This is a genomic window from Paenibacillus sp. LHD-38 (assembly GCF_031157315.1).
Classification (GTDB): domain Bacteria; phylum Bacillota; class Bacilli; order Paenibacillales; family Paenibacillaceae; genus Pristimantibacillus.
Map to the genome: position 1 here is coordinate 120953 of NZ_JAVIFU010000010.1, position 15065 is coordinate 136017.

General features: G+C 47.2%; 14 protein-coding genes. 5 read left to right on the forward strand and 9 right to left on the reverse strand.

Annotated features, from left to right (window positions below; all coding sequences use genetic code 11):
• Window positions 1-42: 42 nt before the first annotated feature.
• Window positions 43-666, reverse strand: coding sequence for a hypothetical protein (locus tag RCO25_RS10940; RefSeq protein ID WP_308996187.1), 624 nt, complete (start codon window positions 664-666; stop codon window positions 43-45).
• Between the two features lie 323 nt (window positions 667-989).
• On the opposite strand from RCO25_RS10940, the gene RCO25_RS10945 reads away from it, so the two are divergent.
• Entirely contained in the window at window positions 990-1694 is a 705-nt protein-coding gene (locus RCO25_RS10945) for a Crp/Fnr family transcriptional regulator (RefSeq protein WP_308996188.1), read from the forward strand.
• A 75-nt stretch (window positions 1695-1769) separates the two neighbouring features.
• Window positions 1770-2156, forward strand: coding sequence for a carboxymuconolactone decarboxylase family protein (locus tag RCO25_RS10950; RefSeq protein WP_308996189.1), 387 nt, complete (start codon window positions 1770-1772; stop codon window positions 2154-2156).
• Between the two features lie 61 nt (window positions 2157-2217).
• On the opposite strand, the gene RCO25_RS10955 is transcribed toward RCO25_RS10950, so the two are convergent.
• Window positions 2218-3045 (reverse strand): AraC family transcriptional regulator, encoded by an 828-nt coding sequence (locus RCO25_RS10955; RefSeq protein WP_308996190.1) that lies wholly within the window; start codon window positions 3043-3045, stop codon window positions 2218-2220.
• Between the two features lie 124 nt (window positions 3046-3169).
• Here RCO25_RS10955 and RCO25_RS10960 point away from each other — a divergent pair, with 124 nt between their 5' ends.
• Entirely contained in the window at window positions 3170-3955 is a 786-nt protein-coding gene (locus tag RCO25_RS10960) for a sugar phosphate isomerase/epimerase family protein (RefSeq protein WP_308996191.1), read from the forward strand.
• 92 nt (window positions 3956-4047) lie between these two features.
• Here the strand turns inward: RCO25_RS10960 and RCO25_RS10965 are convergent, their stop codons facing one another.
• The 7 genes from RCO25_RS10965 to RCO25_RS10995 all read right to left on the reverse strand — a co-directional run bounded on the left by RCO25_RS10965 (window position 4048) and on the right by RCO25_RS10995 (window position 12900).
• Complete coding sequence (locus tag RCO25_RS10965; protein WP_308996192.1) at window positions 4048-4983, reverse strand: glycoside hydrolase family protein; 936 nt, start codon at window positions 4981-4983, stop codon at window positions 4048-4050.
• 76 nt (window positions 4984-5059) lie between these two features.
• Window positions 5060-5884 carry a carbohydrate ABC transporter permease gene (locus RCO25_RS10970; protein WP_308996193.1) on the reverse strand — a complete coding sequence of 275 codons (825 nt, stop codon included), beginning with the start codon at window positions 5882-5884 and terminating at the stop codon, window positions 5060-5062.
• Window positions 5881-6762, reverse strand: coding sequence for a carbohydrate ABC transporter permease (locus tag RCO25_RS10975; protein WP_308996194.1), 882 nt, complete (start codon window positions 6760-6762; stop codon window positions 5881-5883). The genes RCO25_RS10970 and RCO25_RS10975 overlap by 4 nt, the downstream gene beginning before the upstream one ends.
• 69 nt (window positions 6763-6831) lie before the next feature.
• On the reverse strand, window positions 6832-8121 hold the full coding sequence (locus RCO25_RS10980) for an ABC transporter substrate-binding protein (protein ID WP_308996195.1): 1290 nt from the start codon (window positions 8119-8121) through the stop codon (window positions 6832-6834).
• A gap of 115 nt (window positions 8122-8236) precedes the next feature.
• A complete protein-coding gene (locus RCO25_RS10985; RefSeq protein ID WP_308996196.1) occupies window positions 8237-9757 on the reverse strand; it encodes a response regulator transcription factor in 1521 nt (506 codons plus the stop codon).
• A 33-nt stretch (window positions 9758-9790) separates the two neighbouring features.
• Window positions 9791-11608: a cache domain-containing sensor histidine kinase gene (locus tag RCO25_RS10990; RefSeq protein WP_308996197.1), complete on the reverse strand. Its 1818-nt coding sequence runs from the start codon at window positions 11606-11608 to the stop codon at window positions 9791-9793.
• Window positions 11609-11796: 188 nt separating this feature from the next.
• Window positions 11797-12900, reverse strand: a complete 1104-nt coding sequence (locus tag RCO25_RS10995; protein ID WP_308996198.1) for a UDP-N-acetylmuramoyl-tripeptide--D-alanyl-D-alanine ligase — start codon at window positions 12898-12900, stop codon at window positions 11797-11799.
• 192 nt (window positions 12901-13092) lie between these two features.
• Here RCO25_RS10995 and RCO25_RS11000 point away from each other — a divergent pair, with 192 nt between their 5' ends.
• Window positions 13093-14139, forward strand: coding sequence for a CapA family protein (locus RCO25_RS11000; protein ID WP_308996199.1), 1047 nt, complete (start codon window positions 13093-13095; stop codon window positions 14137-14139).
• Between the two features lie 165 nt (window positions 14140-14304).
• Window positions 14305-15015 (forward strand): DUF4386 domain-containing protein, encoded by a 711-nt coding sequence (locus RCO25_RS11005; protein ID WP_308996200.1) that lies wholly within the window; start codon window positions 14305-14307, stop codon window positions 15013-15015.
• The last annotated feature ends 50 nt before the right edge of the window (window positions 15016-15065 follow it).

Sequence of the window (15065 nt, forward strand, 5' to 3'; positions counted from 1 at the left end):
CACCCTTCGCGGCGCTCTTCTTCATTTCTTTTGAACCCCTATTTATGTTTTTGCAAACTGGAGAATGGCTATCGCAGCCCTTTCCCTTCGTTCCGTATCTCCGCTGCTCATCGCTTCATTTAATATATCCAGCGCTCTCGCTATCGTCTCTTCGTCAACAAGTACAGATTGAACCGCTCCCTGCTCCTGCTTGACAGCGTTGGTCATCCAATACTCCATTTGCTCCTGCGTTACGGACTGTTCAAGCTTCGCGATCTTCACCTGGCGATTGAGAAATGACTTCAGCTCTGGTTGAACATCTGCCTTTAGCATGCTCTTCAACCAAGTAACGCCGCGTCGATGACTAAGGCTGTCCTCGTCCGTTTCTGAGCTCTCTACATAGTAATAGTCACCCAAATCCCCAAGATGAACATATTCCCCATCCGTTGCAAAGAGATAATCCCCATCCTGCATCCCGTAGACGAAACAGCCGATCTCCGCTAAGCGTTCAAGCAGCACCTGGCCCTCATCCTTGTAGGCTTGAACGGCTTTATTATGCCAGTCGGCTTGGCTTACATCCTCCAAGTCTGCAATACCCGGCCAAGAAAAGCCCACGTAATTATCCTTTAAAAACATCGGGATATGCCTTAATCCATGATGATCTGGATTCAATAAAAATACATTCATTCCGAAAACCTCTTTCGCTTGCGATGCCGACTGTCCGCTCCTGACCGGTCGGGTTTTCCCTTATGCGTTTTCCCGCTCATTAGGATCTTATGATGTCGGCCTTGGAATCAAGGAAAGAAAATGAGCGAGTGAAACAATGGTCATAAACAGTCCTACGCTTTCGTTTTCCTGTTGAGCCATTGTTACCCTCCAAAATCGTTACACGGCTAGCCTTATCCATACGCCGGTTCAATGTCATTCTAATTCGTCTTTGCTTAATATATAATGTAAAATATTATAATTTCTTATTGAATATATCAGATCATGTACGTACGGACAAGCAAGTGAAAGCTCTCGACAGGAGGAGTTTAGCCATAAAATCCCGCCATATAGAACAAATTCATCAACTATTCCCCTGTTTCTCCTGCGTACCCGATGAACAGTGGAATGCTGCTGAGCTCGTTGCTGTCACACCCGCCACGCCGCATGCCATTCGTGAAGGACATCTATTTCAACATGCTATGTTTATCGTCAGCGGATGGATTCGCGTCTACAAAATTAGCCCTTCGGGCAGGGAAATAACCTTGTACCGCGTGCAAAGCGGCGAATGCTGCGTGCTGATGATGGCAAGTATTTTGGGAGAAATGGAATACGAGGCCTCCGTGTCCATCGAAGCAGAAACGGAGGTGCTGCTGCTCCCTGTCGAGCTATTCAAAGACTGGATGGCCGCCTTCAAGCCGATTAGGCAATTCATTTACAAACAGATTATTGAACGTATGACGGGGGTCACCGTTCTTCTGGAAAACGTCGCGTTTAACTCCGTGCCTTCGCGCATTGCGGATTACTTAATTTCAAAATCAACTTTCCCGCTGCCTTCGTCCCTGCGAATAACCCATGAGCAATTAGCCGTCGAAATAGGCACTTCCCGCGAAGTGGTAAGCCGCATTCTAAAAAACTTTGCCAATAAAGGAGCAGTCTCTCTTAGCAGAGGACATATCACTATAATGAATCATGGGATTTTAAAAACCTTTTTAGAAATGCACATGTGACATTGTCACTGAACCTTCTCCCCAATAAGCCTAAGATGAATGTAGATCCATTAGGATGAAAGGGAGAGGATACAGGTGAATCATTATTACGACCGCTCAAATCTTAATCGCATTCCCGAACTTATGAAGCTTTCTCCGCAAGCCGCTGCCGCTTTTTTAACCTTTGAAAAGGAGATTTATCATTCCTCGGAAGTGCTGCCGTTAAAAACGAAGGAGCTCATTGCCATAGCCGTTGCCCACGTCACCGGATGCCCCTACTGCATTGATGTACATGTGAAGAGATATACGGAAATCGGAGGAACTCGCGAAGAAATGTTCGAAGCCGTTCTCGTTGCTGCTTCTACCCGGGCAGGTGCCGTTCTCAGCCATGCAACGCATGCCCTTTCATCGATCGAGGATACGCAACAACCACCTATAAAAGAAACCGAGCAGCAATCGTCTCGGCCTGATTGTTTTTGCTGATGGGCGCGATGCCGGAAGCATTACCGCATGGGTGGGATTACGGCCATGAAGCTAACCACGCCTACGTATGATTTGAAAATCGGGAAGGTGAAATTTTATGAAAGCGTTTAAATATTTTCGAAAACGTATAGGGATCGGAAAAGCCTAGCTGATAAGCGATTTCTTTGACCGTCAGCTTCCTATCCATAAGCAGCTCCCGAGCCCGGTTCATTCTCATTTTGGTGATGTAGCTTTGCGGCGTTAATCCGATATTGGATTTGAAAAATGCATAAAAATACTTCGGAGACATGCTGATCATGTCAGCCAAAAGCGATGCCGGAATAGGCTCGCCTAGATGCTCGTTGATATATTGAAGCACCGGCTTCAGCTTGGCGTAATGCACGGTCCGCTCTACGGACATATCGGCGACTAAAGAATTATCTTTTGGGATAGCTAGCAGCTTTGCAAGCAGCACGAGGAAATAGCCTTTCAGCAGCAATGCAGACATCGGTTCTTTATTCTTGTAGGCGTCGAAGGTGCTGCGAAATAACGGTCCTTCCGTCTTAAAATAATGCTGAGGAATCGTACCCATTAAATCGAAATCGTTCAAAAAATTGATCCTCTGGCCTAAAGGGAAGTCAAAATGGGTAAAAATATGGCTGCAGGGCGAATCTATGCAATAGGCGGAATAGGTAACGCCAGGATTGAAGAATACGATATCGCCTTCACGAGCCGAGGATCTCCCGCCCTCGTAGTCAATTGTGACTTCACCGCTTGTCACATACCATAAATCATAGTCCGGGTGCTTCTTCTTCTCCGACCAGCCAATTTCATGATCGGAATACCCGCTGTTGTTAAACCTCAGCTCGACATCTTCGATTAATGCGTCCATGATATTTCGATCCAGCATCGGCAATCATTCCTTAGTAAGGATTACTCACAGCCATCAAACCATACTTGTAACCATTTTATTTGATCCAGCCTCTTTGTACAATGAAATCAATTTTCAAATCGCTGTATAGGAGGCATAGGCTATGAATAAAATAGGCTGGTGCATGGGCATTGAACAGGCGGGGCTGCTGGCAAGCAAAGGCTTCGATTATATCGAATGCCCCTTATCTTCCCTGCCGCTTGAAGACGAGCATGCTCTAAAAGAGAAACTGCCGCAGTTTCTGGACTCCCCGTTACGGGTGCAGGCCATGAACCTGTTCTTCCCGCAGGGTATGATGGTCGTCGGCCCGCAAGCCGATCGGGAGCGGATTCGCCGATATGTACACAGGGCAGGCGAAGCAGCAAGCCAGATCGGCGCGAAGATAGTCGTGCTTGGCAGCGGCAGGCAGCGTATGATTCCAGAGGAATGGGCAAGACAGAAGGCGGAAGAGCAGATGCTGGAAGCACTGCAATGGATTTCGGAGGAATGGCCCGGAAATGGCGTTACTTTGGCGCTCGAGCCGCTAAACCGCAAGGAATCCAATTTCATCAACAGCGTGCACGATGCTGTGCAGCTGGTAAAACAAATCAATAGCCCGATTGTGCAAGCGCTGGCTGATTTTTATCATATGGACGAAGAAAATGAACCGCTGGAAACATTAATGGAATATAAAGACTGGATTGCCCACATTCATATTGCGGATACCGGAAGGCTGGCGCCCGGGACGGGCACGTATCCCTATAAACGGTTTACCGAGATGCTGCGAGCAATAAACTATACGGGAATGATTTCTGCGGAATGCACTCTCCTCGAAACAAACAAAGAACTAGAGGAAAGCTTTGATTTTATGCAAAAAATGAGTAATGCTATACAATCGGATGCCGGATAGGTAAGAGGAAAGCAGGTATCCGCCGCCACACATGAAAAGAAAGACAAGCCAGGGATATCGCATCCGTCAGCTTGTCTTTTTGATTATCACGATTATTCTTCAGGCAATAAGCTGAGCTCAAATAGCTCGTTGCGGTCGCATACCAGCACGCCGTCAATCACGTCCAATCTTGCCGCTTGCACGGAAGAGCGCCTGCTTTCATAACGTTTCTCCTGACCTTCATGGTCAAGCGCCCCGTCTCTGCCAGGATGCGTAAAATAGAAAATATATGCGTTGTCACCTTGCACAACTACGTCGGCATGCAGCCCGATGGTCCCGTCATCCTCGCGCGTTCCCGGCTGATCCAGAATGAGGCCGTTGCGCTCCCAGGTATCCAAATCCTCGGACCGGTACACGCCTTGCCCCCTCCACTCGTCTACGATCATCCAATAGGCACCTTTTAACCAAAACACATTCGGACCTTCATGGCCGCGGCCCGTAATAACTGGACCAACCACGTTCCACTCGAATAAATCCTTGCTGTCTGCCGCATAAGTAAAGGAATGATTGCCTTCATCCTTGTACCACATACGGAAGCCGCCGCCTGGAAGTTCGTGGATACAGGAATCAATGACCCGGCTTGAGCTTAACGCAAGCTTGGAGCGGAAAGTCCAGTCAAGCAAATTCGTGCTGGTATAATGCATAATATCGCGTCGATGGTCAGGCCAATCAACGGGTACGCCTTGAATGTAGCTGACATACATGTGGTATAGGCCGTCATGCCAGTAAATCTCCGGCGCCCAGAACGTATTCCGGCCCCATTCAATGTCGAGTCCCTGAATCATGCCCCGGTAAAGCCAGGTTTTCCCGCCATCACGCGAAGAGGCCACACCTAAATCGGTTCCGTGTACCCAAGCGAATTTTGGTCCTTCCGCCGTTGCTCTGCGATTCGTATAGATCATCCACCATTCTTTGGCCTCACGGTTCCATATGACAACCGGATCAGCGGCGCCGTCATAGATCGGATCTCGAAATAAAGGTGCGTCCATGATTATCATCGTCTCCCTAGATTGAGTATTCATTCCAGCGTACCGACATGCCGGCAGCGGGACAAGTAAGCTGAGCTTAACCCTTCACAGCGCCGCCGACTATGCCTTTAACGATTTGCTTTTGCATGAGAATAAAGAAAATAAAGATCGGAATAAGGACGATAACCGTCAGTGTCATGAACAATGGCCAGTCGACTGCGAACTCTCCCTTTGCTTTGTAAACCTGCAGGACAAGAGTGGCATTATCAGATGAATTAAGAAACAGCATCGGCGCAAGAAAATCATTCCACACCCACATCGTCTGATAAATAATAGCCGTGACGGTAATCGGCTTAAGCAGCGGGAAAATGATCCGCCAGAAGATACCCCATATCGTGCAGCCGTCAATAATGGCCGCTTCCGGCAGCTCCTTCGGTATGGTCCTCATATAACCCATCATTAGAAAGAAGACAAAAACTGAGCCTCCCATATAAATAAACATCAGCCCGTACAGCTTGTCAATTAGTTGAAACTGCGTCATCAGCTCAAAGAGCGGAATAAGCGTCGTTTGGAACGGAATCAGGAAGCCGGCGAGCAAATAACCCATAATGATCTTATTGGTTTTTCCCGGATTAAATACAACAGGATAAGCAGCCATAGCCCCAATCAGCACCATAAGCAGTACGGAAACGACCGTGATGAGCAAGCTGTTCCCGAAGCTCTGCAGAAGCGGTACCTCTTTAAACACGCGGACATAATTATCGAAATTAAGCGTTGTCGGCAAGCTCATTGGATTCATCGCTGTTTGAGCAGGCGTCTTTAAGGTGTTCACGATGATCAAGTAAAAAGGAAAAAACGTAATGAGCCCAACAGGCAGCATCAGAATATCAAGCAGCCAATTTTTACGGTTCGTTTCTGTCATAGCATTTTCTCCTCTCGGCGCTGCATGACGGTCACTTGGAAATAGGTGAGCGCCAGCACAATAAGGAAGAAGACGATGGACATGGCAGAAGCCAGTCCGAACTGTACCTCGGAAATACCGCGCAGCACGATAACTTGGGTAATCGTATGCGTCTCGAAGCCCGGTCCGCCCTTCGTAAGCGCGAACGGAATTTCAAATACTTTAAGCCCTCCCGTTAAGAGCAGCATCACGCTAATCGTCATAGCCGGAGCAAGCAGCGGCAGCGTAATATTACGAATTTGCTGCCAGCGCGTCGCTCCGTCAATCGAAGCCGCCTCGTAATAATCCTTGGAGATGCCCTGCAGGAATGCCAGATAGAGAACGGCATGCCAGCCTGCCCCTGCCCATACCGCGACGAGAATAGTGGAAAGCTTGGCAAGCATAGGATCGGACAGCCAAGGCTGCGGACCGGCGCCAAACAGATCATGGAGTACGCTGTTCAACACGCCGGATCCAATTGGCGACAGGATGAAGCCCCATACGTAAGCCAGTATCAGACCGCTCGGTATGGACGGAAAGAAGAAGATGGCACGATGAATATTTTTTGTATAAAAATTCCGATCCAACACTAACGCGAGCACGATGGCAAGCAGCGTGGTCAGAATCGTTGTCGATATGGCAAAAAGCAAGGTATAGGATATACCCGATACGATAGCGGCATCCTTGAAAATTTTAATATAATTCGTTAACCCTACGAAATCGTAATCTTTGGAATAACCGTTAAAGTCCGTCAAGCTGAAGAAGAAAGATTTGATAAGCGGGTAAATCGTGAATATCGTATAAAAAAGTAAAATCGGTATGAGAAAAACTTGGTATTGGAAAGATCTCAGCAGTTTCATCCCGTATGCTCCCTCCTTTGTAAAACAGCAGGAGGGGATTGCCCCCTCGCTGCCGCTTACCGTCTCTTTTTATTTGCTTTCCATCTCTTTAAGCTTCTGATCCATCGCCTTCGTTACGTCCTCTACCGTTCCTTTGCCAACAAGCAAATCCTGAACAGACACGACTAGTTGATTTCTTAGAGCTTCCTGATGTCTAGGCCAAGAAACCATTGGGAGATAAAATTTCCCTGCAAGCAAACCGTCTTTGTATGCATTCTCTAGAGCAGGATGCACCTTGCTTTCGTAGCCGGGAATCGTAATGATTTGGCCTGTACCCTGCTCAAATTGCTGCAAGCCTTCCGGCGTTGAGAGGTATTCAACGAACTTAATGGCTGCATCCTGGTTTTTGGGTTTGCTATTAACGGCAAAACCTACGTTTGGAGCGCCTGCATAATATTCCTGTCCTTCCCCAGCGCCGGGAACCGCCATCATGCTAAACTTCAATTCCGGGTTTGCTTTCTCAATAGCCGGGATATTCCACGGTCCGCCTTGGATCATGGCCACATTGCCTACCGCAAATTCATTAACCATTTGGTCGCCGGTAAGACCGATCATGTTTGAAGTGATGATTTTATTATCGATCAAGCCTTCCTTCCAGAGCTTAAGCGGCTCTGCCCATCCGTCAGCAAAGGTGGCTTCGCCCGCAAACAGCTTGGAATCATATTCAGGATCCTTCGACAAGGTCATGCTCGCAACCAATGCCCCTTGAATGGTAGAAATATCGCCAGCGTTGTCATAGAGAGGCACTATGCCTGCATCCTTCAGCTTGATGCAAAGGTCGATAAATTCCTGCCAGGTTTTTGGCTCCGTCGTTACGCCGACCTTAGCGAACAAATCCTTATTGTAATAAATGCCGCCTACCCAGCCCGCTTGGGAGAATGCATACGTTTTGCCATCGCGGGTGAACATGCCTTTGCTCGCATCGGTCATTTTCGACATAAATGCTTGGTCCGTCAGATCAAGCGCGTAGCCGCCGTCGATCAGCTCATTCCGATTTTCCGCTGCCATAATAAATACGTCCGTCGCCGAATTGGAGAGCAGCATCGTTTGCAGCTTGGCGATATAATCCTTAACTGGTGGTGCCGTCTGGAAATCGATCGTGATATTCGGGTACTTTGCCGTAAAGCCGTCAATAACCGGCTTCATCTCGGTTTCGTTGTTCCACGAAAGCAGGCTTAGTTTTATCTTTTTCTCTGAACCCGTTCCCTCGCCGTCTGCGCTGCCGGCTTGGTTGCCATTGTTCCCGTTTCCGCCGCAAGCGGACAGAATAAGTGTAACGGCCATCATTGCAATTAGAAGCATGTAGCTTGATTTACGCATGCTGTGTTCCCCCTGTATTTCATTTTTTTGTAAGCACTTTCACCATTATGATAACGCTTTACCGGGGGCTCGAGAATTTACATCGTTGCGTGATTTATTGTACATTGTTGCACGCTTACATAGAGGAGGGAGCTTGCTTGCCCACTCGAAACTCCTTCGGAGAAACCCCATTATGCTTTTTAAAGGTTTTGCTAAAATGGCTTTCATCCACAAAACCCGTCATCTCTGCAATCGCGCTATTTTTCAAACTCGTGCCTGCAAGCAGCTCAGCGGCCTTGTCCATCCGAATCTGCGTCACATACTGCCAGTAGTTGATTCCAAATTGCTGCTTGAATATCCGGCTAAGCTGATACTTGTCGAGGCCAAAGGCATCAGAGACGCACTGAAGCGACAAATCCTCCGCATAATGCAGCTCAACATGCGATTTGATTCTGCTGATCGTTTCTTCTGTCCGGTCGGCAGCGGGATCTGACTGTTCAACCATGCTGGAAATTAGGGAATGGAAGAACTCATCCAGCTTATCTGCTGAGCCGTATTTTCTCAGCCTGTCCAGCGTAATCGTTTCATATTCGGCGACGAGCCGCTTTGAACGCCTCATCATCTGTTCGGCTATGGATAAATAGTGCACGCATAAGCTGTACACCTTGTCAGGATCCAGCTTCAGCTGTCTAAACACATGAAAAAGACTGTCAACAAGCTCCTTCAATGCCCCTTGCGAGAAGACTAGCGAAAATTTCTCCTCGAACGCTTTATCGAATTGCTGATAGTGCTGCAGTGACCATTGCTCCGAGTGCTGCGGCTCCGATTGCAAATAGAAAGTGCCCGCGGCATAAAAGCCATTAGCTGCCGCTTGTTTACTCTGAATAAGCAGCTGCTGCAGCTGCTCCGGCTGCTCCGGCTGCTCCCCAGCTGCGCTGCTCCCTATTCTCATATGGCTTTCCGGTTGTTTGGCCTGCCATGCTGCAGCTATTCTCTCGCCAAGAAGCGTCAGCTGGTCCGTCCGCTCATTAACCGATAGGCCCAGCAGTGCTGAATAGTGCTGTTTATTTAGTTGGCATATGACGGAAATGACGGCGGGCTCAACCTGTTGAAATACTGAGGCTAAGGCCTCCTTGCTCAAAATCTCGCCTGTCAGCGTCAGCATGATATAGCGATGAATTCCTAATGTATGGAATGCTGTCTGGGCAACCGTCAGCCATTCTTCATGCAAGGAATCTTGCCTCAGCAAGCCTGCGAGCACGGCCTCCAGTTTTTTTTCGTGATCGCTTTGCGTCTCTTCTATGAGCTCCTTAACCGCCGCCTCCAGCAGATTGGTATCTACCGGCTTAAGCAAATATTGCGATACGCTTAGGCGGAGCGCTTCACGGGCATATTCAAATTCGTCATAAGCGCTTAATATAATAGCTTTCGGTTTATGAGGCAGCTGCTGCAGCTGCTTTAATGCCTCAATCCCGTTTAGATGAGGCATTTGAATATCAATAATGAGCAGATCCGGCAAAAAATCTGCAGCCATTTCTGCTGCTTCCCGCCCATCGTAAGCATGCTTGACTTCCGTTATGCCAAGCGACTCCCAGTTCATCATTTTATCCAAAAAAGTATGGAGTGATTGTTGATCGTCCGCAATTAGCAACTTCATAAAGGTGTCTCCTTTCGTCGAGGCCTTCTTAATTTAATAAATAAGCGGCAGCAAGATGGAAATCTTCGTACCCGCCGTTTGTCTGCTGCGAATGTGGATCCCATATTCATTTCCATATTTCAGCTTTATTCGCTGGCTCACATTGTATAATCCAATATTATCCATTTTTTGGGTCGGACTATTGATATGTCGGTTCAGTGTATCTACCTGCGAACTGGCAATGCCTTGCCCATTGTCTGCGATCACGATCAGCAGCCCTTTGCGTCCGGCAACGGCTTTAATTTGAATCGCACCCTCTCGAATATGATCGCCAAAACCGTGACGAATCGAATTTTCCACGATAGGCTGAAGCGTCAGCTTCGGAATTTTGCAGCGCAGCACCTCACGGTTCGGTATGAGGAAGGAAACGGCAATGCCGTCATTGTATTTCTTGTTGAGTATGTATAAATAGTCGGATACATTGCTCATCTCCCGCTCCCGCTCCAGCTCGACCTCCTCCTCTGAGCGTTTCATGGAATACCGGAACAGGTTGCTGAGCGATAAGACGATATGATTCGACTCTGCCGTATTTCCGCACACGATTTCCGTCTGCAGCTGCTGCAGCGTATTAAAAAGAAAATGCGGATTAATCTGCGCTTGGAGCGTCTTAAGCTCCTCTTCCTTCAGACTGATTTGGGTTAAATAGTTTTGCTTGATCAGCAGATCAATGCGACCCATTAAGTCTTTGAATTTGTTCCCAATATGATTAAGCTCCCGGTAGCGGTAATCGCGGGGTTTAACGTACAGCGAATCGTCCTCGCCCATGCGATCAAGCGCGGCAAGCAGCCTTCTCACCGGCAGTGATATGCGGAGCGTAATAAGCAGGCTGATCAGCGTATTGGCGATTAGGCATAAATAAAGAATGCGGCCAAGATTTGATTTGAGCGGCTGCGATTGGTCTGTAATGTCGGACATCGGAACGGTCGAGAGCATTTTCCAACCGCTGATGGCTGTAGGTTGAAAGATAACCAGCGTTTCAATGCCGTTAATCGTTTCTTTAAAATGTCCCGAAGGCTGCTCATACAACTTCTCTTCGCCCGGAAAATTCAAGGTTTGGCCAATCTGGCTGCTGTCCTTGTGAACGATAATCCGGCGATTCTCGTCAATTAGAAAAATGCTGCCTTTATTTTGATAGGTGCTCTGCTCGAACATGCCGTTAATTTTGCGAAGATCCAAATTCCCGATAACGGCTCCGAGCGTTTGGCCCTGATAGCCCTTAACCTGTAAAACAACGGATAATGCCGGCTGATTATAGCGGGTAATATTCGTGGAGAGGTAATAGTCCTGTTTGTGTACGCCGATGCTGAAAAAGCTGCCCTGCGGATTCGTCTGGAACGTTTCTTTTACCCAATTCTGCGACTGAAACGGATAATCCCATTGCAGCGTTTTTCTCCCATCCAAATTATTGATATAACCAGTCTTGCCGAGCATGAGAACGTCGCTGATTAACGTTTGATAGGAGCTTACTCCCTGTGCGATTTCCGCGATATTCCGCTCATGCTGAAGCCTGTTTCGGATGCCAATCGTATGATGCTCCTTCATCATCGTGATCACCGAATAGTTCCCGGCCAGCATGACGAGCGAGCGCTTCGATTCCTCCAGATTAAAGCTAAGGCCGAGCGCCGCCTGTTCCATGACCTTATTGCTGGAGTTTACGATTTCTTCGGTAATCATTTTCGTGGAATCCCGAATGGACAAATAGCCCAGCAGCAGCAATAAGAGCACATTAACCAGCAGGTACGATATCAGAATCGTTCGCATAATCGTTCGGTCTAGAAAATTGTGCCGCAGAAATAAAATGACTTTGTTCATGATGTCTCCCTCGCCCCGCAATCGGCTTCTCGTCTTCCGTGTTTTCTTAGAGGGTATTATAGCATGAGTTTGTTCACGTTCAACTTCGGAGGAGCCTGAAGGCTGCGATAAAATAAAGACCTGTGATTCGCTGCTTCGCAAGGAAGCACGCCGTTTCACAGGCCACTAAGGTTTTTTTATCGTCATTTTCATTTTCCGGCATTACGTTTTAAGTACTTCACCATCGTACTCATTCGTAAACGGTTTGACCCCTTGATCAAAATCGTGGTGCCTGGCTCCAGCTTCCGAAGCAAAGCCTTTTGCAGCTGATGCTTGCTCGCGAAGCTCTTTATTCGATTCGCAGGAAAACCCGCTCCCCTGGCACCGACCGCAATCTGCTTCGCTGCACCGCCCAGCGTATACAGATGACTGACATTTTTAGCGGCGGCATACCTTCCAACCTCTTGATGGCCCTTGGATGTATGCTTGCCTAATTCGAGCATAGAGCCGAGTACGGCTATTTTGGAATTTGCCCCTATGGTCGAAAGCACATTGATAGCTGCTTTGGATGCATCGGGATTCGAACTGTATGCATCATCGATTACTTTTACGTTTCTGCCCAAACGATGAACAATTAATCGGCTCTTTGATCTGATGAACGATTTAAGCCCGCCTTGTATTTGCTGCTGCGTAAAACCCAAACCATGGGCAATCGCTATGGCAAACAAGGCGTTGTAAATATTGTGCTCTCCAAGGATAGGGATATAAAAAGAATGCTCCACGCCGTCCAGCTCAACCTTAAAGCTCATCCCGCCGTTTTTATAATAGACATGGGTGGCTTTAAAATCCGCTTTATTCCGAATGCCTACCGTAATGATTTTACCTTTGAACCTTTTGGTATGGAGCAAATCCGAAGAAGGATCGTCTGCGTTCAGCAATAAAGTACCGCTCGGTTTCATGAAATGGATCAGCTCTGATTTCGCCTTGGCTACCCCGGCAATGCGCCCGCCAAAGTTGCCTACGTGAGCCCTTCCTACATTCGTAATCACGCCGATATTCGGTTGCAAATATTGACAATGCCTTTTTATGTTTCCATAAAATTGCATGCCGTACTCTACCACCACAGCCCGGTGAAAAGAACGAAGCATCCGAGCATGCCGTCTTGTCGCGCTGGGAGCATTGTGATTGCGTGGAGACTTAAAAATTTTCCAACGCCTTTTCAATATGGATGCAATCATTTCTTTAGTAGTCGTCTTACCGGCACTTCCGGTAACCGCGATGACGGGCCTTTGCCGCATGGTTGTTTGCTCCAAAATACTGCCCCCTAACACATAATGTCTTCCTTTGGTTATTGCCGCTCTATATTTTATGTTAAAGAAACAAAGAACGATTTGGTTGTTTGACCAATTTGGCTGCCCATTCATCTCATAGGGGTTACGCACCAGGTACACCAGCACATCATAAAATAAGGCAAAATCTTTTTTCTGGGAAAGGATACAGATAACTTGTCCACGGAATTCAAGCTGGCTGCCGCCGGAGATATTTTAATGATAGGTCCCATCCTAAGAACAGCCAAACATTTAAATAAAAACAGCTATTCATTTGAATCCATATTTCAAAACGTCGCTCCCCTGTTTAAACAAGCCGATTTGGTGATTGGCAATCTGGAGACGCCGCTCGCAGGAACGGAAGCCCATTATACGCAGTCGAATCCCCGCACAGGCTTCACCATGTTCAATTGCCCCGACGAATTGGCCCCCGCTTTAAAAGAAACAGGCTTCCAAGTCTTGACCACAGCCAATAACCACTGCATGGATCGCGGCACGAAGGGGCTAGTTCGCACGCTGCAGGTTCTGGACGATCACGGTCTTGCGCACACCGGTACGTATTCATCTGATCCTGGAACCGAGAACCATCTGATTTTGGATGTAAAAGGTCTCAAAGTCGGCATAGCCAGCTATTCGAAAGGAACAAACAAAATCCCCTTGCCTTCCGATAAAGCATGGATGGTCAATCAAATCGATCCTTCGAATCATAGGAAAACTGCCGAGCATGTACGCAGACTCGCGAGCAAAGTCGATGTTGTCGTCGCCTGCCTCCATATCGGAAAGGAGTGCCGCCATGTCCCCTTGAAGCAATCACAAAAGCTGGTGAACTTGCTGCTGGATAATGGCGCGCATATCATACTCGGCCATCATCCGCATGTCATTCAGCCGTCCTTTGCCACCAAAGATAACCGCTTTGCCATCTACTCGCTTGGCAATTTTATCTCTACCCGCCTATACCATAATCCAGCTACCAACATCGGTGTCGTCCTCCAATTAACGGTCAAAAAAGAAACCGACGGAAGGGTTACCGTGACGGAGTCCAACCTAATCCCTACCTGGTCAACCCGGCTTAAAACAGCGAGCGGAATAAAATACCGCATTCTGCAGATTAATCAAACCCTATTGAAGCCGGAGCCCGGCCAATCCGTCTCGGATTGGAAATTGATGCAAAAAGTGTGGAAACAAATGAGGCCGCTGTTAGCCGTCAGGCACTCTTCGTCTTGAGAAGAGCTTGTTATACGAATAGCTAAATGTAAGCATGAGCTGGCTCACAGCTCTCTTTCGGACTTTAATGTAAATAATACTTTACATTTAGTTAAGTTAACAATACACTATGTATGAAATGTTTTACTTTTTTATAAATATTAACAAGCAATGGAGGGGTTGAAAATGACAAACCTTAACACGGAGGCTTCACCGATTTATTATGCAAGAATTGCAGGTTTCGGACTGCTGCTTATGGCTGTACTCGCTATGTTTTCTAATTTTTCAGTTCTAAATGGTCTTATTATTCCGGATGATGCAGCAACAACTGCAAATAACATCATAACCAATGAGCTGTTATTTCGGAGTGGAATTGTTAGCTTTGTCATCGTGCTTATGCTCGATGTGCTGATAACGTGGGCACTCTATGTTCTGCTCAAACCCGTTAATAAAAATCTAGCCATGCTTGCGGCGTTGTTCAGGTTGGTATACACCGCCATTTTTGGAGTCGCCTTGTATCATTTTTTGAATGTGCTTCAGCTTCTAAGCGGTGCTGAATACTTGAAGGTATTCACTACAGAGCAGTTACACGCACAGGTGATGCTGCTGATCAATGCATTTAACAATGGATGGCTTATTGGATTAGTATTTTTCGGATTTCATTTGTTGGTTGTCGGTTATTTAATAATCAAGTCAGGAGGCTACATTCCGAAGCTGATTGGGATCTTCTTAATCCTCTCCGCTGCTGGGTATTTAATCGATAGTTTTGCGCATTTTCTTCTACCCAACTATGACGACTATAAAACGATATTCCTATTGATTGTAGCCATACCTGGCGTGATTGGAGAGCTGTCATTAGCTTTTTGGCTTCTGATCAAGGGTGTAAAGGTTCAATGAGGCTTTTATCAATTAAAGCTAAACAAGCTGACACCGATAGAGTATCGGTG